This window comes from Paenibacillus sp. J2L1-98 (assembly GCF_056269405.1).
Genome location: NZ_JBWDNW010000001.1, coordinates 935,836 through 960,914, shown reverse-complemented (window position 1 = coordinate 960,914; position 25,079 = coordinate 935,836). Strand labels below are relative to the sequence as shown.

General features: G+C 47.9%; 20 protein-coding genes. 12 read left to right on the top strand and 8 right to left on the bottom strand.

Annotated features, from left to right (window positions below):
• The first annotated feature begins 43 nt into the window (after window positions 1-43).
• Window positions 44-2,848, top strand: coding sequence for a glycoside hydrolase family 3 protein (locus AC0YNZ_RS04320; RefSeq protein WP_475825412.1), 2,805 nt, complete (start codon window positions 44-46; stop codon window positions 2,846-2,848).
• A gap of 164 nt (window positions 2,849-3,012) precedes the next feature.
• Window positions 3,013-4,125 (top strand): RNA-guided endonuclease InsQ/TnpB family protein, encoded by a 1,113-nt coding sequence (locus tag AC0YNZ_RS04315; protein WP_475825411.1) that lies wholly within the window; start codon window positions 3,013-3,015, stop codon window positions 4,123-4,125.
• Window positions 4,126-4,519: 394 nt separating this feature from the next.
• Here AC0YNZ_RS04315 and AC0YNZ_RS04310 read toward each other — a convergent pair whose 3' ends face one another.
• On the bottom strand, window positions 4,520-4,702 hold the full coding sequence (locus tag AC0YNZ_RS04310) for a hypothetical protein (protein WP_475825410.1): 183 nt from the start codon (window positions 4,700-4,702) through the stop codon (window positions 4,520-4,522).
• A gap of 634 nt (window positions 4,703-5,336) precedes the next feature.
• Between AC0YNZ_RS04310 and AC0YNZ_RS04305 the strand changes: the two genes are divergently transcribed.
• From AC0YNZ_RS04305 to AC0YNZ_RS04280, 6 genes are all read left to right on the top strand, one after another.
• Entirely contained in the window at window positions 5,337-5,804 is a 468-nt protein-coding gene (locus AC0YNZ_RS04305; RefSeq protein WP_475825524.1) for a hypothetical protein, read from the top strand.
• On the top strand, window positions 5,695-7,368 hold the full coding sequence (locus AC0YNZ_RS04300) for a cellulase family glycosylhydrolase (RefSeq protein ID WP_475825523.1): 1,674 nt from the start codon (window positions 5,695-5,697) through the stop codon (window positions 7,366-7,368). The genes AC0YNZ_RS04305 and AC0YNZ_RS04300 overlap by 110 nt, the downstream gene beginning before the upstream one ends.
• A 62-nt stretch (window positions 7,369-7,430) precedes the next feature.
• Window positions 7,431-7,655, top strand: a complete 225-nt coding sequence (locus AC0YNZ_RS04295) for a hypothetical protein (RefSeq protein ID WP_475825409.1) — start codon at window positions 7,431-7,433, stop codon at window positions 7,653-7,655.
• Between the two features lie 548 nt (window positions 7,656-8,203).
• Window positions 8,204-8,410: a zinc ribbon domain-containing protein gene (locus tag AC0YNZ_RS04290; protein ID WP_475825408.1), complete on the top strand. Its 207-nt coding sequence runs from the start codon at window positions 8,204-8,206 to the stop codon at window positions 8,408-8,410.
• 499 nt (window positions 8,411-8,909) lie between these two features.
• Window positions 8,910-10,439: a response regulator gene (locus AC0YNZ_RS04285; RefSeq protein ID WP_475825407.1), complete on the top strand. Its 1,530-nt coding sequence runs from the start codon at window positions 8,910-8,912 to the stop codon at window positions 10,437-10,439.
• 261 nt (window positions 10,440-10,700) lie between these two features.
• Window positions 10,701-12,191 (top strand): glycoside hydrolase family 43 protein, encoded by a 1,491-nt coding sequence (locus AC0YNZ_RS04280; protein ID WP_475825406.1) that lies wholly within the window; start codon window positions 10,701-10,703, stop codon window positions 12,189-12,191.
• Window positions 12,192-12,862: 671 nt separating this feature from the next.
• Here AC0YNZ_RS04280 and AC0YNZ_RS04275 read toward each other — a convergent pair.
• The 6 genes from AC0YNZ_RS04275 to AC0YNZ_RS04250 form a co-directional block, all read right to left on the bottom strand.
• On the bottom strand, window positions 12,863-13,750 hold the full coding sequence (locus AC0YNZ_RS04275; RefSeq protein WP_475825522.1) for a carbohydrate ABC transporter permease: 888 nt from the start codon (window positions 13,748-13,750) through the stop codon (window positions 12,863-12,865).
• Between the two features lie 52 nt (window positions 13,751-13,802).
• The gene (locus AC0YNZ_RS04270) at window positions 13,803-14,741 is read right to left on the bottom strand and encodes an ABC transporter permease (protein ID WP_475825521.1); all 939 of its coding nucleotides are present in this window, start codon (window positions 14,739-14,741) and stop codon (window positions 13,803-13,805) included.
• A gap of 130 nt (window positions 14,742-14,871) precedes the next feature.
• Window positions 14,872-16,554 (bottom strand): ABC transporter substrate-binding protein, encoded by a 1,683-nt coding sequence (locus AC0YNZ_RS04265; RefSeq protein ID WP_475825405.1) that lies wholly within the window; start codon window positions 16,552-16,554, stop codon window positions 14,872-14,874.
• A 123-nt stretch (window positions 16,555-16,677) separates the two neighbouring features.
• Window positions 16,678-18,423: a sensor histidine kinase gene (locus AC0YNZ_RS04260; protein ID WP_475825404.1), complete on the bottom strand. Its 1,746-nt coding sequence runs from the start codon at window positions 18,421-18,423 to the stop codon at window positions 16,678-16,680.
• 14 nt (window positions 18,424-18,437) lie between these two features.
• Window positions 18,438-20,003, bottom strand: coding sequence for a response regulator transcription factor (locus tag AC0YNZ_RS04255; protein ID WP_475825403.1), 1,566 nt, complete (start codon window positions 20,001-20,003; stop codon window positions 18,438-18,440).
• A 43-nt stretch (window positions 20,004-20,046) separates the two neighbouring features.
• Window positions 20,047-20,949 carry an AraC family transcriptional regulator gene (locus tag AC0YNZ_RS04250; RefSeq protein WP_475825402.1) on the bottom strand — a complete coding sequence of 301 codons (903 nt, stop codon included), beginning with the start codon at window positions 20,947-20,949 and terminating at the stop codon, window positions 20,047-20,049.
• Window positions 20,950-21,183: 234 nt separating this feature from the next.
• Here AC0YNZ_RS04250 and AC0YNZ_RS04245 point away from each other — a divergent pair, with 234 nt between their 5' ends.
• A complete protein-coding gene (locus AC0YNZ_RS04245) occupies window positions 21,184-21,441 on the top strand; it encodes a hypothetical protein (RefSeq protein WP_475825401.1) in 258 nt (85 codons plus the stop codon).
• 187 nt (window positions 21,442-21,628) lie between these two features.
• On the opposite strand, the gene AC0YNZ_RS04240 is transcribed toward AC0YNZ_RS04245, so the two are convergent.
• Window positions 21,629-21,778: an RICIN domain-containing protein gene (locus AC0YNZ_RS04240; RefSeq protein WP_245599912.1), complete on the bottom strand. Its 150-nt coding sequence runs from the start codon at window positions 21,776-21,778 to the stop codon at window positions 21,629-21,631.
• A gap of 295 nt (window positions 21,779-22,073) precedes the next feature.
• On the opposite strand from AC0YNZ_RS04240, the gene AC0YNZ_RS04235 reads away from it, so the two are divergent.
• The 3 genes from AC0YNZ_RS04235 (at window position 22,074) to AC0YNZ_RS04225 (ending at window position 25,074) form a co-directional block, all read left to right on the top strand.
• Window positions 22,074-22,868: an alpha/beta hydrolase gene (locus AC0YNZ_RS04235; RefSeq protein WP_475825400.1), complete on the top strand. Its 795-nt coding sequence runs from the start codon at window positions 22,074-22,076 to the stop codon at window positions 22,866-22,868.
• Window positions 22,869-23,311: 443 nt separating this feature from the next.
• Window positions 23,312-24,070, top strand: coding sequence for an IclR family transcriptional regulator (locus AC0YNZ_RS04230; protein WP_475825399.1), 759 nt, complete (start codon window positions 23,312-23,314; stop codon window positions 24,068-24,070).
• A 98-nt stretch (window positions 24,071-24,168) separates the two neighbouring features.
• Window positions 24,169-25,074, top strand: coding sequence for a fumarylacetoacetate hydrolase family protein (locus AC0YNZ_RS04225; protein WP_475825398.1), 906 nt, complete (start codon window positions 24,169-24,171; stop codon window positions 25,072-25,074).
• The last annotated feature ends 5 nt before the right edge of the window (window positions 25,075-25,079 follow it).

The following is a 25,079-nucleotide window of genomic DNA, read 5'->3' as shown; positions in this document are numbered from 1 at the left end:
AGGTAAGTCTAATCAACGATCATAAAATGGAGGCTAGTTGGTGTTGACAAATTATAAAGAATCTTTGCTGCCGTTTCAAAACCCCGATCTGCCAATCCAAGACCGCGTCACCGATCTGGTGTCCCGGTTTACCCTGGAGGAGAAAGTCGGGCTCATGCCCCAATATCAAACCGCAGTCGAACGGCTGGGAGTGAAACCTTACAAGCACGGTACGGAAGCCGCTCACGGGATCGCTTGGCTTGGAGAGGCGACCTCCTATCCGCAACCGATCGGTCTTGGCTGTACCTGGAACCCGGAGCTGCTGGAGCGTATCGGTTCCGCTATCGGTGACGAAGCCAGAGTGTTTTATCAACGGGATCCTGCGCGCAACGGATTGACGCTATGGGCGCCGACCGTCGATATGGAGCGGGACCCGCTGTGGGGCAGGACAGAGGAGGCATACGGGGAGGATCCGCACTTGACAGGCGATCTCACTACCGGACTCGTCAAGGGCATTCAGGGTCCGCATCCTGTCTACCGTAAAGCAATCGCGACCTTGAAGCATTTTCTTGCCAACAACAATGAGAAGGATCGCAGCCACTGCTCGGCCAGCATCGACCCGCGCAATATGAGGGAATATTATTTGAAAGCGTTCGAGCCTGCTTTCCGCAAAGGGGGGGCGCTGTCCATGATGACATCGTACAATTCTATCAACGGTACGCCCACCATTATACATCCCGATGTGAATCGGGTAGTCAAAGGGGAGTGGGGGATGAGCGGCTTTATCGTCAGTGATGCAGGAGACATGCTCGGCCTCGTGAATGATCACCATTATTTTGAGACGTTAAAAGAAGCCGTTGCGGCGTCGATCAAGAGCGGAATTGACAGCGTTACTGACGATACCGACATTACCTGTGAAGCCATACGGGAGGCAATCTCCGAGGGGCTGTTGGAGGAGGGCGACTTGGACCGGGCTTTGATCAACACGTTCCGGGTAAGGTTCCTGCTCGGCGAGTTCGATCCGGATGAGCGTAACCCTTACGCCGGCATTCCGGATGACACGGTCTGCAAGCCGGAGCATGCGGATCTTTCCCTGGAAGCGGCCCGCGAGTCCGTTGTTTTGCTCAAGAACGAGCGTCAGCTGCTATCCCTCGACTGTGACGCCATGCAACGAGTCGCTGTAATCGGACCACTCGGAGATGTGGTGTACCGCGATTGGTATTCCGGCACTTTGCCGTATAAGGTAAGTCCGTTGCAAGGCATTCAAGCGAAAATGAGCAAGAGTTCCGTCGTCTATGCAGACGGGTGTGACCGTGTGCGCTTTCGTTCGGCTGTCTCGGGGAACTATGTGGGAATTTCACCGGAGCCGGCGGAGAATAGTGCGCTGAAGGCGGACCGGACGGAAGCCGATTCGGCGGAGACGTTCCAGCTCACCGACTGGGGCTTCGGCAGTATAACGCTCAAGGCACTTTCCAACGATAAATTCGTGACGACCGACGACGTAACGGTTACAGCATCAGCTGATGAAGTTTACGGATGGTTCGTCAAAGAAGAGTTTCGCCCGGTCGAGGGACCGGATGGGACGATATCGCTCGCTGCCTGGAACGGGGGTCCCGTATCGCTGCCCGGCGAAGCAGAAGGGCGCTTCCGTAAGGAGATCGTCACTGACGGACTGCAGGAAGCGATTGCGGCAGCGGAAGCATCGGATGTTGCGATCGTAGTTGTAGGAAACAATCCGCTAATCAACGGGAGGGAAACGAACGACCGGCCGGACTTGACGTTAGCCTCCTCCCAGGAGAAGCTCATACAAGAAGTTCACCGGGTGAACCCCAATACGATCGTTGTCGTTATCGGAAGCTACCCGTTTGCCCTGAACTGGGTCAATGAGAACATTCCGGCCGTCTTGTATTTATCGCATGCGGGCCAAGAGCTGGGGAACGCCTTGGCGGATGTATTGTTCGGCGATTATAACCCGGCGGGACGGCTGAATATGACCTGGTATCGCTCCGTAGAGCAACTGCCGGATATTATGAATTATGATATTCGAAAGGGGAAGCGCACCTATCAATATTTTGAAGGCCGACCGCTGTATCCGTTCGGATACGGATTGTCCTATACGACATTCCGTTACGATGAGATGAAAGTAAGCCCAGATCGTGTTGGTGCGGGCCTGGACATCTCGGTCAACGTTCGGGTCGAGAATGCGGGAAATAAGGCGGGAGACGAGGTCGTCCAGCTGTACGTGCGAGCTGATTCGTCCCGCGTGCAGAGGCCGCTCAAAGAGCTGAAGGGCTTCCGGCGCATCCGACTGGCTCCTGGTGAGAAACGGACCGTCAGCTTTATGTTGCCGTCATCCGAGCTGGCATTCTGGGATGTGACCAGAGAGGCTTATTGCCTTGAATCCGGCACGTATACGTTCATGATAGGCGGTTCGTCGGAGGATGTCCGCTTGGAGACAAAGCTTACGATAGAAGGCGATATCGTGCCTCTTCGCGACTTGACGAATATAACCCAGGCAATAAACTATGACGATTACGAAGGCGTCTATCTGGACGAGTGCAATGAAGGCGGAAATTTTGTCAGATTATCGGGCGAATCTGGCTGGCTGCGCTTTGATGATGTGGATTTCCGCGCCGGGATCGGCGGCTTCGAAGCACGCTGTTCGTCCGCCAAGAGAGGCGGCAGAATAGAGCTTAGACTGGATGCAGCGGACGGACCTTTGATCGGAGAGTGCACCGTTTCCGAGACGGAGGGGTCACAAGTATGGGAGACTTTTGCCTGCAAGACGATCGGCGTTCAGCAGACCCACTCGGTCTACCTATGCTTGATCGGGGATATCAACTTGAGTCGTTTCCGCTTTACCGTGTGAAGTAAGAATCTCGGATGTCGAAAACCGTTCCTCCTCGTTTTTCATCAATAGGGGCGTGGATACTCGTGACTTCAGTCATGAGAGGAAACGCCTGGTTTTGCTTGTGTACGAACACATGATCGTATACAATGATCGTATAACTCTATCAACAGGGAGGTGAATCCATGAATCTTACCCTTACAGCGAAACTGAAAATCAAACCAACCTCACTTCAAGCCATGTTGTTACACAAAACCATGGCCGCTTATCGAAAAGGATGCAACATGGTTTCGAAGCTCATTTTTGAACGAACAGCCTTAAACGCTAGATCGTTGCACAAGCTAACGTATACCCATTTGCGGCAGCAGTTTGGTTTGCGTTCGCAAATGGCGCAGTCGGTGCTTAAAACCGTTCTCGCACGGTATAAAACCAATGAATCAAGCGGGCATGACCGGACACGCGTACAGTTCAAACGCCCTGAATACGATTTGGTTTGGAACCGTGACTATTCTTTGGCGGCAGGCGTTTTCTCACTCAATACCTTGGAAGGCCGCGTCAATGTAGCCTTCGAGACCAAAGGTATGGATCACTTCTTCGATGGCTCCTGGCGCTTTGGCACGGCCAAGCTAGTTCACAAGCACAGTAAGTGGTTTCTGCATATCCCGATGACCAAAGAAATCGATGAAATCGAAGATAAGGACCTGGGCCAAGTCATCGGTATTGATATGGGGGTAAACTTTCTTGCCACCGCCTATGATTCGGCGGGCAAAACGACCTTCTTTTCGGGTCGGCGCATCAAAGATAAGCGGGCACGTTATAAACAGCTTCGAAAAGCGCTTCAAATGCGGCAAACGCCATCTGCACGTCGTAGATTAAAAAAAATCGGGCAGAGAGAACACCGTTGGATGACCGATGTTAACCATCAGGTCAGTAAGGCACTCCTATCCCGCTATGGAGCCAAAACGCTGTTTGTGCTGGAAGATTTGCAAGGCGTGCGCAAGAGAGCGGAAAGGGTTTACCGAAACAGCCGTTACGTCACGGTTTCGTGGGCCTATTACCAGCTTCGCCAAATGATCACGTACAAAGCGGTGATGGCGGGCTCCAAGACCATCGCGGTCAATCCCAAATACACCTCGCAAACATGCCCGAAATGTAATCACATTGCGAAAGGAAATCGCAACAAAAAGAAGCATCTCTTTTGCTGCCGAGGCTGCGGATACAGGTCGAATGACGATCGCATCGCCTCGATGAATCTTTGGCAGAGTGGAAACAAGTACATCGCCAAAGATGCGACATAAGCACGCTTATGCCGCAGGGTAGCTGTCAGCCTGCCCGTTCGATGTTTCTTTGGAAATATCCATTTCGATATATTCCAAAGGATAAATCGAGGATGTGACCTCACGCTTCCATGGAGGCGATGCCGTCTGGTGCGGTAAAGGTAGGAGCTACGACGGCATCTGTATATACATAGTGCTGTGTCATCGTGTAGCCTTTGCACTACTGGAGCGTCACAAGCTCACGACTTTAGTCGTGAGTCGTTGACGTTAAGCACCTCGAATCAGATTTTGTAGTTTTGATTATACATGCTTGTATCTCCTAAATGAGGGATTTGGACAGGGACTACCTGTACTTCTCAGTTTAGGAGATTTTTTTATGCAGTCTACGTCTTAAACTCAATATATTCAGCACAATTTAGAGCGTATTTCGATCTTTGAATTGGTGAGGCGCCGAAGTGACGTTTGAATACTCGGATGAAATGATAACGTCAGAAGTATCGATGCAGAAGGTCGCCTTAAGCAGATCGAACAGGTTGTTTTCCCCGATTTTGCCGTAAAGTGGCACCAGTATTTCGTAAACCGTGGACCGTTCGTGCAAGAGTAGGATTGCTTCACTCCTTGCGGCATCAGGAACCATTGGCCGATTTGGGGCGTAATCCGAACCGCCAATCTTCAGCCAGCCTTCCCCTTCGCAGATGAATATCAGAATACCACAATGTTGCCAGGATGGAAGGGCAATAGCACCCGGCCTCGCTGCATCCGGATTTTCATCTAAAAATTGCATATTTTGATGATTTATTAGATGAATTTTAGAATAGTTTTTGATGTATCATCAGGAACGCTATGCAGTTAGAATAAAAATGTTGCCGCTTACATCAAACGTCAAATGAGGAGGTAAATGAAAATGAAGCGCAATCACAAATGGCAAGTGCTACTGTGAACCGCTTTGCTCGAAAGTCGGCAGTTCCGCCTTTTTTTAAAACAAAGAAGGATATTTCATGCGCAAAAAAAAGCTTTTCTGTCGCTTATGTTGTTGACTATTGCTTGAACATCAGCATGTTTGAGTAATTCTTGAAGCGGTTGACGATTTGCGTCCGCATTATACTTGGCCAGATTATAGGCGAATACGGGTTGCTCGGCTTCGACAAAGCTTGGGTACGATTGAGTATGGGGAGATGCTAAAGTTTTTTGAATACTTTACCCACTATTCGCGATAGAAGAACGTGACCCATATGCTGTTGGACGAAGCGGTGTACGCGAACGGCATTAACGCAGATCCGCAAAACTGGACCCCGTTTAAGGAGTTCGCCTACGCGTTCTCGCCGAACTACGCGAACAACACGATTACGATTACGCTGAACTTCTTCGCTGAAACGACAGGCGGTACGATCAATCTGATGTTCACTTCTGGAGCGGTGCTACCGTCAAATATCAGCTTGCGAATAAAGGGAACCGGATCACAGGCGTACCTTAGTAAATACGCGGCAGGCAAATCATGTACAGAGTCAGCACAATTTATGAAACCAAAGGAGAATATCGATGCGTACAAAAAGATCATATTTATCAGTCTTTGTGGTCGTTGCCCTGCTGATGGCGTTGTTTTCATCCGTCGGCTCGGCCGCTGCTTCCCCGAAAGAATCCAAGATGCAGTCTTATGTAGACGCGATGCAGCCTGGATGGAACCTGGGCAATACCTTTGATTCATTTAATACGACTGTTCCAAATAACGGCGACGAGACGTCTTGGGGCAACCCGATTGTAACCAAAGCATTCCTTAAGGAAATTAAGAAGCAGGGCTTCAAAAGCATCCGTATTCCGATTACTTGGGACGGGCGGATGGGAGGCGCACCGGATTATACGATCAATCCGGACTGGATGGACCGGGTGCAGGAAGTTGTCGACTGGTCGCTGCAAGAGGGCCTGTATGTCATGATCAACATTCATCACGACTCTTGGATGTGGATCGGCCAAGCGCCTGATAATCATGACGCCGTATTGGCCAAATATAATGCGATATGGACGCAAGTCGCTGACCGCTTCAAGAATCATTCCGACAAACTGATGTTTGAGAGCATCAACGAACCGAAATTTGATAACGTTGATGTGGCGACGCAGCACGCGTTTCTTGATGAGTTCAACAAATCCTTCGTCCATATTGTAAGAGCGTCGGGAGGCAAAAATGACGTTCGTCCGCTCGTGCTGCCGACGTTATTTACGAATAACTCACAAGAGCATGTGGATTCGCTTGCAAGCACGATTGCCGATCTGAACGATCCGAATTTGATCGCGACCGTTCATTTTTACGGCTTCTGGCCGTTCAGCGTAAACATTGCGGGCTTCACGAAGCTTGAAGAATTAACGATTAACGATATCGATACCATGATTAATAATGTAACGACTTCGTTCGTATCGAAAGGAATTCCTGTTGTCATTGGCGAATTCGGACTGCTCGGCTGGGATGCTACACCTTTCAAAACGCCGTTCAATGAAGGTGTGCCCGAGCATGGCGAGATGTTGAAGTTTATCGAGTATTTCACCTCTAAATGCGTAGAGAACAAACTTGCCCTTATGCTGTGGGACAACGGCGGACGTTTTGACCGCAGTACGCTTCAGTGGAACGATCCGGAGCTTTACAATCTGATCATGGCCAGCTTGAAAGGCCGCTCTTCTACTGGCGAATCCGATCTGATCTTTGTCAGGAAAAACGCGCCGATCCAGGACACCCTAGTGCCCCTGCACTTGAACGGCAATGTGATGACCGGCATCCAAGCCGGAGACGTTAAGTTGAAAAAAGGCAAAGACTATGAGTTGAACGGCGAAGAGCTGACCCTCAAAGCAAGTTTTCTCGCCAAGCTGACCGAATCGGCCGAACCCGGCGAGGTAGCCGTATTGAAAGCCCAATTCAACAAAGGCGCCGATTGGAACTTCCATGTCATGTACAATGATACGCCGGTGCTGCAAAGCGTGGTAGGCACCACCGCAAATTTTGCGATTCCGACTGCCTTCAACGGCGACCGTCTTGCCACGATGGAGGCCGTGTACGCTGCAGGAGGCAATGCCGGTCCGAATAACTGGACTTCGTTCAAGGAGTTCGCCCGGACATTCAAACCATCTTATGCTACAAATGAAATCACTTTTACACAGAGCTTCTTCAATGAAGTGAACGACGGAACGGTGATTCTGAAGTTCCACTTCTGGAGCGGCGCCATCATCGAGTACACGATTACGAAGAACGGCACGAGCATCACGGGCACAGCATCGTAGAGCCGGAATCGTTTCGGGAAAAGGGAGTCCTGCCTTGCGCCTGTGCGTTGGGAAGGACTCCCTTGCTGCTGGATCAAGTAATTTTGGGACACGGCTACGCTTTTATCATTGCCAGCAAGCTCGGCTTCGAATTGGCCCGCAACCGGCCGCATTTCATCAACCGAGGCGTCAGCGGCAACAGGGTTTCGGATTTATACGCCCGCTGGGACGATGACCCTTCCGCAGGATTGGTGCTGTGCGAGCCCTTTATTTTGAAAGTCGGGGCGACTGAGGGAAAATGGGAGTAGTGGCGAAAACGGATTGATGACTGCATCTGTATCGTTCGCCAGTTGGCCGAGGATTACGATGCGGTATTCGTTCCCTTGCAGGAGGCGTTCGACAAAGTCTCGTCCGGCATGGATGCCGCCTATTAAGTTTTGGGAAACTGACGAGTGAAATAATTGCTGTCGTTAAGCCAGCATTCATCAATAGGGGCGTGGATACTTGTGACTTCAGTCATGAGAGGAAACGCCTGGTTTTGCTTGTGTGCGAACACATGATCGTATAACTCTATCAACAGGGAGGTGAATCCATGAATCTTACCCTTACAGCGAAACTGAAAATCAAACCAACCTCACTTCAAGCCATGTTGTTACACAAAACCATGGCCGCTTATCGAAAAGGATGCAACATGGTTTCGAAGCTCATTTTTGAACGAACAGCCTTAAACGCTAGATCGTTGTACAAGCTAACGGCGTGCGCAAGAGAGCGGAAAGGGTTTACCGAAACAGCCGTTACGTCACGGTTTCGTGGGCCTATTACCAGCTTCGCCAAATGATCACGTACAAAGGCGGTGATGGCGGGCTCCAAGACCATCGCGGTCAATCCCAAATACACCTCGCAAACATGCCCGAAATGTAATCACATTGCGAAAGGAAATCGCAACAAAAAGAAGCATCTCTTTTGCTGCCGAGGCTGCGGATACAGGTCGAATGACGATCGCATCGCCTCGATGAATCTTTGGCAGAGTGGAAACAAGTACATCGCCAAAGATGCGACATAAGCACGCTTATGCCGCAGGGTAGCTGTCAGCCTGCCCGTTCGATGTTTCTTTGGAAATATCCATTTCGATATATTCCAAAGGATAAATCGAGGATGTGACCTTACGCTTCCATGGAGGCGATGCCGTCTGGTGCGGTAAAGGTAGGAGCTACGACGGCATCTTGTATATACATAGTGCTGTGTCATCGTGTAGCCTTTGCACTACTGGAGCGTCACAAGATCGCGACTTTAGTCGTGAGTCGTTGACAAACCTGGAAATCAGCATCGTCTGATACCCCGGAAGCTTGTCGTTTTATTCGTCAATCATGACGACGGATGTCTATATCATGCTATTCCATGACTTAAAAATCAAGGTGTAATATTAAACAGTGCTATATAATCAGCAATAGTGAGAGAGCATCATATTGTAAGGGAGGCATCCGTGCCGCAACGTATAAAATATTTCGAATTGAAGGCGAGGACGGAAGTTTGCTTTTTTATTCTTGTTGAGGGGGATTCTAATGCATAAGGTCATTCTCGTTGATGATGAAAAGCTAATACGTCAGGGATTGCAAGCGATGGTCGATTGGAAAAGTTACGGCTTTGAAGTAATTGGTGAAGCAAGCAATAGTAGAGAGGCTTTATTGTTGTATACGGATTTACGGCCTGATCTTATGGTCATTGATATTTGTTTGCCTGTTATGAATGGCTTTCAGTTGATTGAAGAAATTCGAAAGCTTGATTCGGATTGTCAATTTATCATCGTAAGCGGTCATGCAGATTTCTCATACGCCAAGACTGCGGTTTCATGGGGGGTCAACGCCTACATATTGAAACCCGTAGATGTAAACGAAATCGAGAGGGAATTGATGCGAATCGGAAAGCTAATGCAAAAGAAAACTGAGCGATCGGCAGGAGAATCAAAGTGGGGGCGAATGATACCGTTGCTTTTGGTTAATGAACAAGCCAATCTGCCTGTCTCCCTTCAATCACTTAATTGGCAGTTGTATCGGGTGCTGCTGCTAAAGCTGTATTCGCCAGACTGTAATAGTCGTATTCTACTCGAAGCCATTAAGCTGAAACTAATGAGACATTTTGAAGATCGTGAAGAAGGTGATGTATTCATCCATGACTCAACAGTAGGAGTTGTTTTACGTGAAACGAGGTTAAATAATCTCGATGCAACAGGCTTGTATTGTGAATTATTGAAAACGCTTGCATTGGAAAGTGGGCAATTTATTGCGGTCGTGGGAGATGCTGTCGAATCGATCGTCGATATCGGGAAATCTTACTACGAGGCTGTAAATTTATTAAAGAATGAGTTTCTGTACCGAGGGGAAACGAGAATTATCGACCGCAGCGCTAGTATTCTGCCGCAGGAAGCGCCTGATATCGGCATTTTATCTGAAAAATTGTATTACGCTATGGATTTCGGAAGTCGATCCTTACTTCGTCGCGTGCTTGAGGAAGGTCTGCTTTCGATCGCACAATACTATGGAACTGAGCGGGCAATTAAAGCTACCGCCTCACAGTGGATTTCGCTCATGCTCACCAGACTGTTGAAAATGAATAATATAGCATATTTCGATATACAAGACACTGAGTCTATGACTTCCGACATTTTCAAGCAGCCCAATTTTCAGACGTTGCAGAGGATGATCGAAGATAGACTGATGCTTATTCTTGATCGGTTAGGATCGCAATGCAGGGATGTTACGGTTATTACGCAAGTTTTGGACTTTGTGGAATGTCATTACTCTGAGAATTTGAAGTTGAAAACACTTGGAGAGAAGTTTCATTATAGCAGTGCTTATTTGGGCCAATTGTTTAGAAGCGTCACAGGCGAACCATTCCGCACTTATTTGGATAAAGTTCGAATCCGCAAAGCCAAGGTCTTGCTTGAGTGTGGTCTCAAGGTTCACGAGGTTGCCGCCCATGTAGGAATCTCTAACGTTAACTACTTCCATATGAAATTCAAAAAAAACTTAGGAAAAAACCCTTCTCATTACAAGGCAAAATCATCTAAAGACCGTGGCACGTCAGCACTATAGAGCTTTCATGAAGAAGAACGTTTTGAAGATTCGGCTAACATCAATGCAACGCTAGTGAATTTGTCCGATATCAAATCTAAAGATGAGGCCGTTTGAGGATTGAGACAAAAATAGATATGATTTTTGTGCTGATTTTAAGGGTTTTATTGTTTGTTTTTGAAAGGTATATTCTAATAACGTACACCTAAAATGCTCTATTGTTGCGTGCTAATCGTGGCTTTTCAGGTTACTTTTATCTATACTGACACAGAGGTGGAAGAATTGAAATACAATAACCCGGTCATAAAAGGATTTTATCCAGACCCTAGCGTTTGCAAGGTTAATGGTACCTATTATCTTGTCTGCAGTTCGATGCAGTATTTCCCCGGTGTGCCTCTTTTTGAAAGCAAGGATATGATAAACTGGACGCAAATCGGTCACTGTCTGACCAGAGAGAGTCAGATCCAACTTGACAAAGTGAACAGTTCAGGCGGTGTTTTTGCCCCTACCATCCGGTATAACGACGGACGATTCTACATGACGACCACCAACGACACGAAACGTCAGAATTTCTATGTATGGACGGACGATATATACGGCGAATGGTCTGACCCGATTTATGTTGATCAAGGGGGAATTGACCCTGATTTGTATTTTGAAGACGGAAAAACCTATTTTATGAGCAACGGAACAGAAGATCATGGCGTTGGCGGTATCGTTCAGTGTGAAATTGATATTGAAACGGGTCGCAAGCTGACCACAAGCCAAGTGATTTGGCAAGGAACGGGCGGACGTTTTCTTGAAGCGCCGCATCTATACAAAATAAACGACAGGTATTATCTTGTAGCGGCTGAGGGAGGAACCGAATTCGGCCATATGGTAACCTATGCCCGGGGGATTTCTCCTTCCGGACCGTTCGAAGCCTATCCCCACAACCCCGTGCTGACTAATCGTAATTTAGGCGGCTATGAAATACAGGCTGTCGGTCACGGAGACCTCGTTCAGGACGACTTCGGAAACTGGTGGATGCTTCATCTCGGATTCCGTCAGATCGGCAAATGGATTGCTTATCATCATCTTGGACGCGAAGTATTCCTTACTCCGATGACCTTCGGCGAGGACGGCTGGTTTACTGCAGGACATAACGGCACCACATTATCGGGCTTTGACACCGACCGTATTCCAAATGACGTCGTTCAGGAAGAGAATAAATGCTATACCTTCGAAAATACGGAATGGGACAAGGAATGGTGTTATCTTCGTCTGCCTTCTGTGGAAAATTACGCGTTTAAACAAAACAAGCTGAAGCTTAAAGGAACTGAAGTCACGCTTGATCAAGTGGATTCACCTACATTCATCGGCATTCGTCAAATGAATTTCAACGCGGAAATTTTCTGTGATGTATACCTCACGAATGGCGAGGCAGGCATCACGCTCTATATGGATGAGAATCATCATTATGATTTCGCGATACGCAAAGGCGACAGCGGGTATGAGGTCATTGAACGCCTGAATGTCGGTGATATTAAATCCATCGAAAAAGTCCTGGATCGACAAAATGACAATCACGCTTCCCTCGTTATACAAGCCAGCCCCACCTGCTACCGTTTCCTTCTTCGTGCAGACGGCGATGACATCTGCCTGGGCACGGCGCAAACGAAATATCTGTCTTCCGAGGTAGCGGGAGGATTCACGGGCGTAATCATCGGGCTGTATGCTTGCGGTGAAGGCTCCGTTGCGGAATTCTCAAACTTTAAATGTGAATATCAATGATTTTCGATCAATGGGGAGGACCGCAAGATAAGCAGAAGAAATAGTTTAACGGCTAATAAACAGGCGTCTTCATAACATGGAAACGTCTACTTTTTGGCTTTGAACTAACTTAATTTTTTAATGGGAATCGTAGGCTGCCCTACTACGCGTTTGGCCCGCGCCTGCTTATGTAGGAGGACGGAGAAAACCATTCGAGGTATCATCCCAAGAATTTATAAGCAGAACGATTTATTTTTGTTCAAAAATTACATCGGAAGGAACGAAGCTCGCGACTTTTGCCGCTCGTTGTATCGAGAATGAAATACTTATGCATTTGCGGTCTTTGAAGAAGACGCGCAAGGATGTATCTTTGCATGACCCGATTGGCACGGACAAGGAAGGCAATGAGATTGCGTTGATCGATATCCTCGGTACTGAATAGGAATCATTTATTGGCTCATGACCAATTCTAGTCGGGGGCATGGAAAATGTCTCAAAATATAACAATGCCCTTCCGACTTCCTACATGGAAGCGAAAGGGCTGAAAAGTTTACATTCTCGTTATTTGGAGCTTTGTTACCCTTATGGACCGCCGAATGCGGACCCGCATGTACATTGGTGTGAGAAGACGGAGGCTAGGCGCTTTCTCCTACTCGATCAACCGACCCGTTCGCCACGCGTTTCCTTTTCCATTAGCCTTTCACACCGCCAACGACCATCCCTTTGACAAAATACTTCTGTAGAAACGGATAGACCATAATAATCGGCACACTGGCTACGATCGTCATCGTTGCGCGAACCGATGTTGGCGTAACCGTCGTTACATTTCCCTGCGCATTAGCAAAGGCATCAGCCGCCGAGCCGCCTGAACTTGTCGTAGCGCTTGATGTGGACAACACCTTCATTAGTTCGTACTGCAAGGTACTTAGATTAGGCTGTGAAGAGTTGTATAAGAATACGTCAAACCAGGAGTTCCACTGGGATACCGCTACGAACAAAGACACCGTAGCAAGAGCAGGAACAGTAAGCGGAAGCACAATACGCATAAATGTGGTAAAGTCTCCGGCTCCATCGATTTTAGCCGATTCCATGATGCCCTCCGGCAAACCTTCAATGAAGGAACGAATAACAATCATATTGAACACGCCGATAATACCCGGGATAATGTATACCCAGAAGCTGTTCAACAATCCAAGCTCTTTGGTCAGCAGGTAGCTCGGAATCAAGCCACCGCTGAAATACATCGTAAAAATGAAGGTAATAGTTACAAACTTTTTCAATGCATATTCAGGACGGCTGATCGTATAAGCCAGCATCGCCGTACAAAGCACGGAGATGATCGTCCCGATGATCGTCCGTGCCGCGGAGATAAAGGTCGCATAAAACACATTAGACTCGTTAAACACATATTCAAAATTTCTCAGAGTCCATTCGCGTGGCCAAATATAAATGCTGCCTCGAATCGAATCATTCGCATCGTTAAACGACAAGGCAAACATATTCAAGAAGGGGTACAGGGTCAAAATGATTAGGATAATCATAAAAATGATGTTACACACATCGAAAATTTTATCGCCCATTGAAGAATTTCGAGCTGATTTGGCTTGTTCCACAGCCTTAGCCTCCTTTCATTTAGTACAATCTGCTTTCGCCCATCCGTTTGGCGAGGTTGTTGGCGGCGATGAGGAAGATGAAGCTGACCACGGTTTTAAACATTCCGGCTGCGGTCGCCAAGCCAAAGTTATTCATTTGCATGCCGTATTTCAAGACGAATATATCCAGATTTTCCGAGAATTCAACATTAATGCCGTTGCCAAGCAAGTATTGCGCTTCGAACCCGGACTCCAGAATATTACCCAGATTCATAATCAGCAAAATGATTATGACTGGCTTCATGCCTGGAAGCGTAACATGCCACATCCGTTGAATGCGTGAAGCGCCATCCATCTCTGCTGCTTCATACTGAGTAGGGTCAATCGTCGTAATGGCGGCCAAGTAAATGATGGTGTTCCAGCCGACATTCTTCCATACTTCCGTTACTCCGAGGATACCCCAGAAATATTCGCCTACCCCCAGCCACAGAATAGGATGATCGATGAGCTGCATTCGGAGCAGCAACACATTGACTATACCTTCGGGCGCCAGCGCTGTTTGCACGATATTTGCAGCTACTACCCATGAAATAAAATGCGGCAAGTAGCTGATCGTCTGCACCGCCCGCTTAAAGTAGACCTTACGCAGTTCATTCAGCAGCAGTGCCAGCACGATGGCCGTTACAAACCCCAGCACCAGATTGATAGAGCTCATAACAAGCGTATTGCGCAGGACTAGATAAAACTGTTGTTCCTTGAACAAAGACCTGAAGTTATCCAATCCGATCCAGGTCTGGTCGAATAGATCCCTTGCCAATCTGAATTTTTGAAAAGCAATCGTCCATCCCCAGAGCGGAAGATACTTAAATATGATGACCCAGATGAGAAATGGCAACGACATCAGCATTAGCATTTTTTGTTTAGACAATGTTTTAAATAAGGTTCTCAGGCGCGAATCTTCAGAAGTCGATCTTGCCATCTGTACTGCATGTTTCTCCACCGATCCGTCTCCCTTCCGGCTAAAACTGTATCTCTCTAACAAGTGTAGAAGAGAAAAGTGAAGTGACTTCACCTTTCCCGGTTCATTATTATGATTCAGAAGCTGCCGCCTACCAATTTCCTGCGACACGCTCCTTCACCTTAGTGGTCATGAATTTCTCGAAACCGGCAGCATCCAGCTTGTTGAACTCTGCAATATACTCATTCCAAGTGGATTCAAAGGCTGCTTCAGAAGCAAACACCATTTTTGGATAGTATTTCTGCTGGAGATCTCCTGCTTTCTGATTGAAGATCTGTTCAGGAGAGCCTAGTTCTTTCTCGATGCTCCAGGCAGGGTACCATGGGCGCTCAACCGGTTTGGAATAGAAGCCGGAGAAGGTCTTCAGACCGTAGGCTTTTAGCAAGGCTAGATCACCCTCCGTGTAATTGACCGCCGCTACTTCCGGCTGACTGGTGGGCACATGAGCGTTGCCGTCCTCGTACACCGAGTTGTTGCCGTAACGCGGCCACTCATAATCGAAATACGCCCAGCCGTAAGTACGTTTAAATTCATTGTCGTTGCGGTTGGCTAATTGCTCCTTGCTCATGACGAAACGGCCTTCTTCATTTACCGAGTAGGTGACATCTTTCTGACCCCATTGAATGAGCTTCTGATTTTCATCTGTCAACATGTTATCCCAATATTTAATGATGCGTACCGGATCCTCAGCGCTCACGGTAATTCCGAGCCCGCGGTTGTTGACGAAGGAAGGCGGATCAATATAGGCATCTGTGATGCTTTCATCAAAGACAATGGGAAGCGCCACATAACGAAGGTCGTCATTGCCCGCCGCTTTCAGATTGTTGGTAGCATCTCCAATCTGCCAGGAATAGTTGGCATATCCCAGAACGCGGCCGGACGTAAGCTTAGCCAGGTACTGATCTTTGTTAGCGGTAAAGGTCTCCGGATCAAGCAAGCCTTTCCGGTTCATCTCGTTTAATGAGGCAAGCCAGCGTTTCTCATATTCGGTGCCCATATAAAGCTTGGCTTCATGGGTCTTCATGTCAACCATGACGTTGCCGTCGTTCGGATATCCGGCAAGATGCATCGGCTGATTGGTTATGGTGAAAAACTCACCAGGGGTGCCGGCGAACGTAAGGAAGCCAATCGTGTTTTTTCCGTCTACAGAAGGGTATTTGGCTTGATACTGCTCGATCAGATCAAAATATTGATCAAGCGTTTTCACTTTCGGATACCCGAATTCTTTCAGCACTCGGCGCTGCATCCAAAAAGTACTGGACGCGTCAGGCTCCATCAAATAGCCGTTTACATTGGCAGTGAAAGGAAGAATATAGATGTTGCCGTCCTCATCCTTCATCTTGTCCATATAGTCGCCGTAGACACGCTTGATGTTAGGACCGTACTTCTCGATCAGATCGTTGAGCGGGATGAACGCGCCTGCATCCAAGAGCTTAGAAAGCTCGCCTACCGGAGAGATGACATCGGGATAATCGCCTCCGGCAATCATGACACCGGACTTTGTGCTAGCATCTCCTACAACATACTCCATCTTCCAATCGACACCTGTCTGCTCCTGGAGAATCTTGCCGATGGTCGTGTTGCTGGCAATCACGTCTTTATTTGTACCGAAGGCGAAGTAATCGTATCTTACCGGGTCTGTGCTGACCTCTCCATTCGTTCCGCCTGCTTCAGTGTTGCTTCCTGCTGGATTATTATTTGAGCAGCCAGCAAGGAGGATTGTCGTAGCCGTTAGAACGGCCAGGCTGTACTGCAGCCATTTTTTCTTGCGCATTGTTGTATCCCCTTTCTCTGTCAAAGTATTGTAAGCACTTTCAGTATAAAAGAAAACGCATACTATTGTTATATAGCAAACCTTAGATCGGTCTTTGAATAATTAAGCTTTTCTTATGCAGGTTCAATCTTTTCTGTCCAGTGGCAGACGCAGCATGATCCGTGATCCTCCTCCCGGATCACTGTCAATCGTGAAGGTGAACGATTCACCATAGCATATTTTCAGGCGAGTAATGACATTTTTCATTCCGATGGAATCGCCCATGATAGCCTCCTCATGGAGGTAATGATGAAGCTCCCGTATCTTCTCCTGATCCATGCCCACCCCATTGTCCGCAATGAGGAAGACAATCTGACCATGTTCTTGCGCGATCTGAATCGTAATATACCCAATGCCCGGCACATTCTCGATGCCATGAATGCTTGCATTTTCCACAAACGGCAAAAAGGTCATCTTCGGAATTTCAATATCCAGAAGGGATTGATCCACTTCGATATGATACTCGAGTTTACTGTCAAAACGGTACTTCTGAATTTCCAGGAAGCTTTCCATCAACTCAAGCTCCTCGCGAATCGTAACGAAGCTCCGTTTCCAAAGAATCGATTTACGAAAGATTTTTGCCATGTTCTGAATTGTCTTGGCCGTTTGTATCTCACCCTTCATCTGGCTTCGCATTCGGATCGTCTCCAACGCATTAAATAAAAAGTGAGGGTTGATCTGACTGTGTAGCGCATGTAATTGGGCTTGTCTTTGGCTCAGCTCCAGCTCTTTCTTCTGTATCTCCGTTTCATACACATCATTAATCAGGTTCTCGATCCGCTCGCTCATTCGGTTGAACTCCACTGCAAGCTCGCCTACCTCATCCCGTTCCCGATGATAAGGAATGCGTTCAAAGTTTTTGCCTTTTATGGACTTCATGTGTTTCAGGATTTTTTGAATGCGTGTATGGATCGAGCGGGAAACAAGCACGATTACGATCGTAGGCACAAGAAAATTAATCCCTGCAAACCAAAGGATAAATTGCCCTGATTGTCTGACATCATACAAAATTTTCTCTTCATCCAAGACCCCGTATACCGTCCAGTCTCCCAAATAGCGATTATTATGATATTGCTTGCTGATGACGATTGCTTTATTGGGTCTGGGTATATCTTTGAGGCGTAGTGACTGCCCTGTTGTGATCTGAACACTTGGTTGACCGCTGGACAGTCTGCCGTAACGAGCTTGATTAGACGGATCCAGAAAGTAAAAGTCCCCCTTAAAGCTGGATAAATCAAGAATTTGAGTAATATAATCCATATTCAAGTCTATTTTCATCACATGCTCATACGTCTCGGTCCGGCGATCGGATAGCTTTTGAATAACGCTGATACTGTCGGACGTTACGTACAAATAGGGATACGTATTATTGAAATTTTTGATTTGATGATACCAATCCGTGTTCCGCATCTCGTCCTCGAGTCTGACGATATGGCTCGATGCCAGTATCGTCGGATTGTCACTCATAATGACAACGGAGCTGATGGTTTTGTACTCCTTGTCGGCTCGGTTGAACAGATTCGAAATGGCATTCAGCGACTCCACATAGCGATAATGAGACGCATGAACGATGTTTAAATGATTGTTGAGCTGCTCGTTAATAGAATACAGATAGGAAATACCTGCTGCATCTTCAATGACTGCACCTAATTCGTCTTTCAATTGATTTATTGCTTGTTCCGCATCTGCCGTTTTCTGATTTTTTATGTTAATGGTTGTCACATGATAGAACATCACGTTAGTTAGTACGATCGGTACGAATACGCATACAATATAGATGAAGACCAGCTTGTTTCGGAGCTTCAAATGATGAAAACGAAAGTTGAGCACGAGGGGGAGCCTCCTTATTTTTTACCGATCATCTTATTGCGATAATCCGTTGGCGTCATGTTCTCCAGTTTTTCAAACTGGGCAGCAAAATAATCGGCATTTTGAAAGCCTACGAGATCCGCGATTTCGTACATGCGTTTTTTCGTTTGCCGCAGCAGCCGCTTTGCCTCCTCGATGCGAAGCGAAAGCACATACTCATTGAAATAAACGCCGTAATTTTTGCGAAACAGCTGTCCGAGGTAGACCGGATTCATGTGAAATTCGGCAGCAATCCCTTTCAGATAGATGTTTTCTTTGTAGTGGCTGTCGATATATTTTTTTACTTTTTCAATACTGCCCTCGTTCTTTTCGCCTCGCTTTTCCGCGATATATTTAGCCGCTTCTTCTATAAATTGCAAAAAAACATGCCTTAGCTGCTTCAAATTGCGGTATTTCATCTGCCAATTGAGCAACTCGTCCAACCATTGCAGATCTTTTTCGTTTCCTTCCAGCTGCCGGATGATATTGATGATAGCAATCATAATTCGCCTGATCGTATTCGTAACTGCACCTGAAGCGAAATGCCGCTCCTGAAAGGCAATAAAAATGGCATCAATAGCGGAGTTATAACCTTCCTTTCGATCCGCTTCAATCTCATAAATGAGCTTGCTGTGCAGGTCTTCATCTACATCAAAATAATATAAGGGCAGCCCCAGCAGGTCCGATGCCATAAAGATGCCGTTATTGCCGGCGGCAAAACGATAATTCAAGCATTCCGCGGCACTGATCCCGGAATGAGCGATCTGTTTTAAATGGCTTGCCGTATGACCAATAAACAAAGCTATTGTCGTTGCAAGCTCCGTCTCCAGCATATCAAGCAGCTTGCCGTAGTTCGTCCGCTCTGCCTCGCTTTGCTCGTCCAGCCACAACTGAGGCACAATAAAGCCATATTGATTGTACGTGCGTACATGAATGAGCAGAGGTTGTCCCTCATGATGAAAATATTGCTGGAGCGATGTTTGCAGTGCTGGCAAATAGTCGATTGCCCCTTGAGGCAGCTTATCCTGTATTTCTGCAATTATATACGTATAGGAAGAGGAGAGTGGAAGCTCCAGCGCATGGGCAATCCGTGCCATCACTTGCTCGCTGGGCTCGGTCTGCAGCAAACTTTCGATGACGGTTTCGACAAGCGGCTTTTCTCTCGTTATCGATAAGAGCTGTTTTTGATTCAGCGTATTGGCTATTTTTTTCAAGGTAGATATAAGCTCCTGTTCATCAACCGGCTTCAGGATATAATCCGACACATTGAAACGAAAGGCTTGCTGAGCATAAGAGAAGTCGGGGTACCCGCTCAAGATGATAAACAGCGGTTGATGGTCGCCCTCCGCTTTCACCTTTTGGATCAGCTCCAGACCGTCTAGCACGGGCATGCGTATATCCACAATGACTAGGTCCGGGGTCAGTTGTTCAATAAGCTCCAGTGCTTGCTCCCCGTTTTCCGCTTCGCCGCAGATTTCAAATTGTTGTGACGACCAATCCATTAGACTGATCAACCCCTTGCGGACAAAAATTTCGTCATCCACGATAAGCACCTTATACATGGTTTTTCCTCCTTCGAGAAATCTACTAAGACATTTATTTCGGTCAGTTTGGGAATGAAGCTCTCCCTTGTAGGCGTTTGAAAGCCGAAGGCGACATCCCCTTGTATTTCTTGAATTGCTTTGAGAAGTAGCTTAGATGCTGAAAGCCGTTCTCAAGCGCCGCTTCCAGCATGCTGCATGAGCCGGATTGGATCATGAGTGCGGCGCTGTTAACTCGGAGCAGATTAATATATTCCAGCGGCCTCATGTCCGTCAGCTCCTTAAATAGCCGGCACAGATGGGACGGCGAAATAGAGCCGATGGACGCCAGATCGTCAAGCGTGAGCGGAGACTTGTAGTTTTCGTTGATGTACTCCAGCACTTGAAGCAGGTTCTTCCATTTGTGCGTGTTTAATGGATTGGCGCGTTCGTATAGCTGCTTTGGAATCAAATGTGAGTAGAGAGCCGCGAGAAGCATATAAAGCCGTCCCTTGACGCCAAGCTGAAATCCGCCATGTTCGTTTCGGTATTCCGCGAGCAGATCCTCGATTCGGCCGATCCCTAGCTGATCCTGCACTCGACGTCGCGTCAACAGGGAAGGGAACATAAGCTCTCCACGAAGAAGCGGATTCAAGTACTGCTCCTGACAGAAATCGGGATGCAGGGTGGATAGCCACGACAGCTTGAATACGATAGTGGAGTAGGAGCAACCGTATGCGGAATCACTATAGCCGCTGTGGGGCTCTCCCGAATTGACGATCAGACAATCGCCAGCCTGCACGGGGATCTCCACATGGCTCACGGAGAATACGGCATGTCCCGTTCGGATATAGATCAACTCGATTTCCTCGTGCCAATGCAACGGAAGGATAAACTGATTTCCCGAAAGGTAATCTACGTTGTAGACGGCGAACGGAAAGTCAGAGGAGCCGTGCGTTACTTTTTCCAGGAGACGGTATTCCAGCAAAGATATTCACCCCTATCAATATTGAGTTAATTATAAGCAAAATTGAGTTAGAAGTTAATTTATATTATCAATATCATTATAATTGAAGGGAATTGCATAGCAAGAGGGAATGGAATTTCGATGGAAACCGGATCTCTACAGGGGCTTTGCTGAATTACACGAAGGAGGATATGCCTGCGAACGAAGCCTTGGTATAAAGCCGTGATCCGGGGAGAAGGAGGAGTCGTTGTCGGCTTGCCGGAGCCGGATGACGAGCTGGCGAAATCATTTGTTTATTTTAAGGACAAGTATTTCATTTCGCTGTACCGCACTTTTTTCGGAGGGTTCGGGGACGCACAAGGTAGTATTAAGGTACAGCAGGATGCAGAGACGGTATTCAGCAGCATGGTCGATCTCGAACATTCTAACGGGAGCGGCAATCGGTTCTATGTCATGGACGACAATGGCTATCAGCTGTATCCGTACGAAGGGGAGGACAAGAACGGTCGTTAATATTTCGACCAGCGATCCAGCCAGGAGCGCCCCCCTTTTTACAAAAACAATCCGTTAAGCGGGGAGAACGACGGAGTGTATAAAAAGATCAGATATTGGAGCTTAAAGGAGGCGATAATGAAGAAATCTAAAGAAGGTGTCCTAGAAGCCAAGGCTTTTAGGATACCTTCTTTTAAATATCTTCCTGCTAATTAATTTGTACCAGTTGCCATTGCTGATTGAGATCGCCGCGGTATAGATTTTGTTGAATCTTTGCTCCATCGGCGGTGGAGGACCCGACGACCTCAACCGCTTTATTGCTGTTCACGTTGAGGATATTCCAATACCCGTTACTCATTCTTATCAATCGGAAACTGCTGCGCGGTATTGGAGAGATCCGGCATAAGCTGAATAGATTCCCCGTTGTTTTTTGTTCCGTTACGAACATCCATGACTTTGTTGTCGGACGAGCTTACGCTTCGCAATTTGTAATAGTTATTGTAGGTGCCTTGATCCGTGACGGGTTCTATGACCCTTCTAACTCTAACTTTGACGTACGAGTGAGAAGTATCAATTGACAGGTTGTTAGTGCAGTTTGCAAAGATTATAATTTTTGGATATGAAACAAGTGCAATCAGAAAGGGGAAGGGAATATGATGAATTCGGATCACGATGAATCTATAAGACATGCCGCTCAGCCAGGGTATGACCAGTACAGGGAAAACATTGCCCGCGGAAAAATAAAAACGGTAGAGTATTTCTCAATGACAGTGGGAAGTAAGCGCAAAGCGATGATTTACATCCCTCCGGGTTATTCCGAAGATCAAAGGTATAACGTTCTCTATTTATTGCACGGTATCGGCGGTGACGAAGCGGAATGGTACAATCATGCGGGTCCGCAAGTGATTCTTGATAATATGTATGCAGACCGCAAGCTTGCGCCTATGATCGTGGTCTTGCCCAACGGTCGTGCAATGCTGAACGACCGGGCGGAGGGGGACCTGTTTGAAGCAAACAAATTAAAGGCGTTCGAAGATTTCGAATCCGATTTGCTTCATGATCTTATACCTTATATAGAATCGAACTATCCAGTTCTAGTGGGGCGAGAGAACCGTGCTATTGCCGGTTTATCGATGGGAGGAGGTCAATCGCTCAACATCGGTTTAGGCAATCTCGATCGATTTGCTTGGATTGGGGGTTTTTCTTCCGCGCCTAACACGAAAGAGCCCGAGTTGCTTGTCCCGGAACCGGAAGAAGCGTCGTCTAGGCTCAGACTTCTCTGGTTGTCATGCGGGCTTTTGGATAATCTTAAGCATGTCAGCGATCGGACGCATACTTATTTGAAACTGAACAATGTGCCACACATTTGGTACGAGGAGAGCGGCGGTCACGATTGGCCGGTTTGGAAGAACGATTTATACCATTTTTCCCAACTCATTTTTAGATAACTTGTCTAGCGACTGATTCCTTATAGGTACAACGGTGAAAAAAACCATGGAATCATGGATCTTTGGATTCTCGACTATCTGAGCATCTCCTTAGCCTGTTCGTACCGTCAATATCCGCCAGTCTATTGTCGCCATAGCGATTAGGTGCAAAATCGTGTTCCAGTCGCCATCATACAATCACCATGAATATGTGGTGGGGTAACAATGGTTCGATATATAAGCTTTACGAAAACGGCGAATTAATTAATGAAGTAGATCTAGAAGATGTATCGTCTAATCTTCAAACGGTTAACACGGATATTGATGGGAAGACCTACGATACCTATACGTGCACTTGCGTGGACTTCAAAAGAGATAAGCAGCTAGACGACATTGTCGATAGTTTGGTACAATATATAAGAACATTGTTTTATATTATAGAACGAAAGGAGGGGGTATATTCCATGCCGATCATACAATCGCTCGACCGGGCGCTTACTATTCTTGATCTTTTCGACGAGCAGAACCGCGAGCTGAAAATTACCGAGATCAGCGCCAGGGTCGGACTGCATAAGAGTACCGTGCATTCCCTGCTCAAGACGCTTCAGCATCATCGCTACATTGAACAGGACGAGAACGGTCTCTATCGGCTCGGCATGCGTCTGCTGGAGAAGGGGCAGCTGCTATTGCAGGGCTTTGATATCCGGGAGATCGCAAGAGGGCCGATGGAAGCGCTGTCCGTGAAGACGGGACAGACCGTTCATCTGGTCATCCGGGACGGAGCGGAAGGCGTCTATATCGATAAGGTCGAGGGGAGCAAAGCTGCGATCCGGTATTCCCGGATCGGCCGGCGCGTTCCGCTGCACAGCAGCGCAGTCGGTAAAATGCTGGCGGCGTTCCTGCCGGAGGCTGAGCTTTCGCGGATGCTGGAGGGATACGATTATTCTATTCATACGCCTCATACGATATCGAATGAGCCGGCTTTCCAGAAAGAGCTGAGCTCCGTGCGGCTTACAGGCATCGCCTATGACCGAGAAGAGAATGAGCCGGGCGTCCGCTGCGCCGCGGCGCCGGTATACGACCACGGCGGGCACGTTGCAGCGGCGGTCAGCATTTCAACTATGACGTCTACGGTCGGCGATGAGGAATTGGCGCAGTTCGTCCTGTATTTGCAGGAAACGTCAGAACAGATTTCCCGCGGACTCGGCTACCGCCCAAGATAATGCTTGGAGGCGCAAAGATCCTGGCCGGGTCTTCGTTTGTCATTATATAAGAACTTGGTTTTATATTATAAAACAAAAAAACGGGAGGCCATGTCATTATGCGTATTTTTCGTTATCGGGAAGCTTCAAGAATCTATTTAGGAGTGAGGACGGAAGAAGGAGCAGCTTACCGGCTGGACGCGCCGGACCTGATGGCGCTTATCGCAGAGGCTCGTGCAGCCGGACAGACAGCCGCGGCCTATATAGAGACACTGCTCGGCAGCCTCTCACCGCTCGGAGTCCCGGCGGAGACGCTGGACCTGACGACGCCGCTGGACGCGCCGGAGGTATGGGCGGCCGGCGTGACCTATCAGCGCAGCCGCGAGGCACGAAATTACGAGGCGACGGAAGGGCGGCTTGACGCGGACACGTTTTACGACAAAGTATACGAGGCCGATCGCCCGGAGCTGTTCATGAAATCGACCGCAGCCCGTACCGTTGGTCCCGGCGAAGCGGTATGCCTGCGCAGCGATTCCTCGTGGCAGGTTCCGGAGGCGGAGCTGGGGCTTGTTCTGGACAGCACCGGCGCAATCGTCGGTTACACGGCCGGCAATGATATGAGCTGCCGCGACATCGAAGGCGAAAATCCTCTTTACCTGCCGCAGGCGAAAATTTGGAAGCGATCATGCTCAATCGGACCGTTCGTCCGGCTGGCGGAAACGGTGGCTGACCCGTACGCGCTTTCGATTGCCTGCCGCATTTACCGGGATGAAGCCCTGGTCGTTGAAGAATCGGCCGGTACCGGGCAATTGAAGCGCAGGCTGGAGGATCTGGCCGGCTTCCTTAAGCGGGATAACGACCTGTTCGACGGTACTGTACTGCTGACTGGCACCTGTCTTGTTCCGCCGAACCAGTTCACGCTGGCATCCGGCGATCGTATCGAGATTGAAATCGAAGGAATCGGGACATTGGTGAACACGGTACTCTGTACTCATGAGCTGGAAACGGCTCCTATTCACGCCTAAGGGGG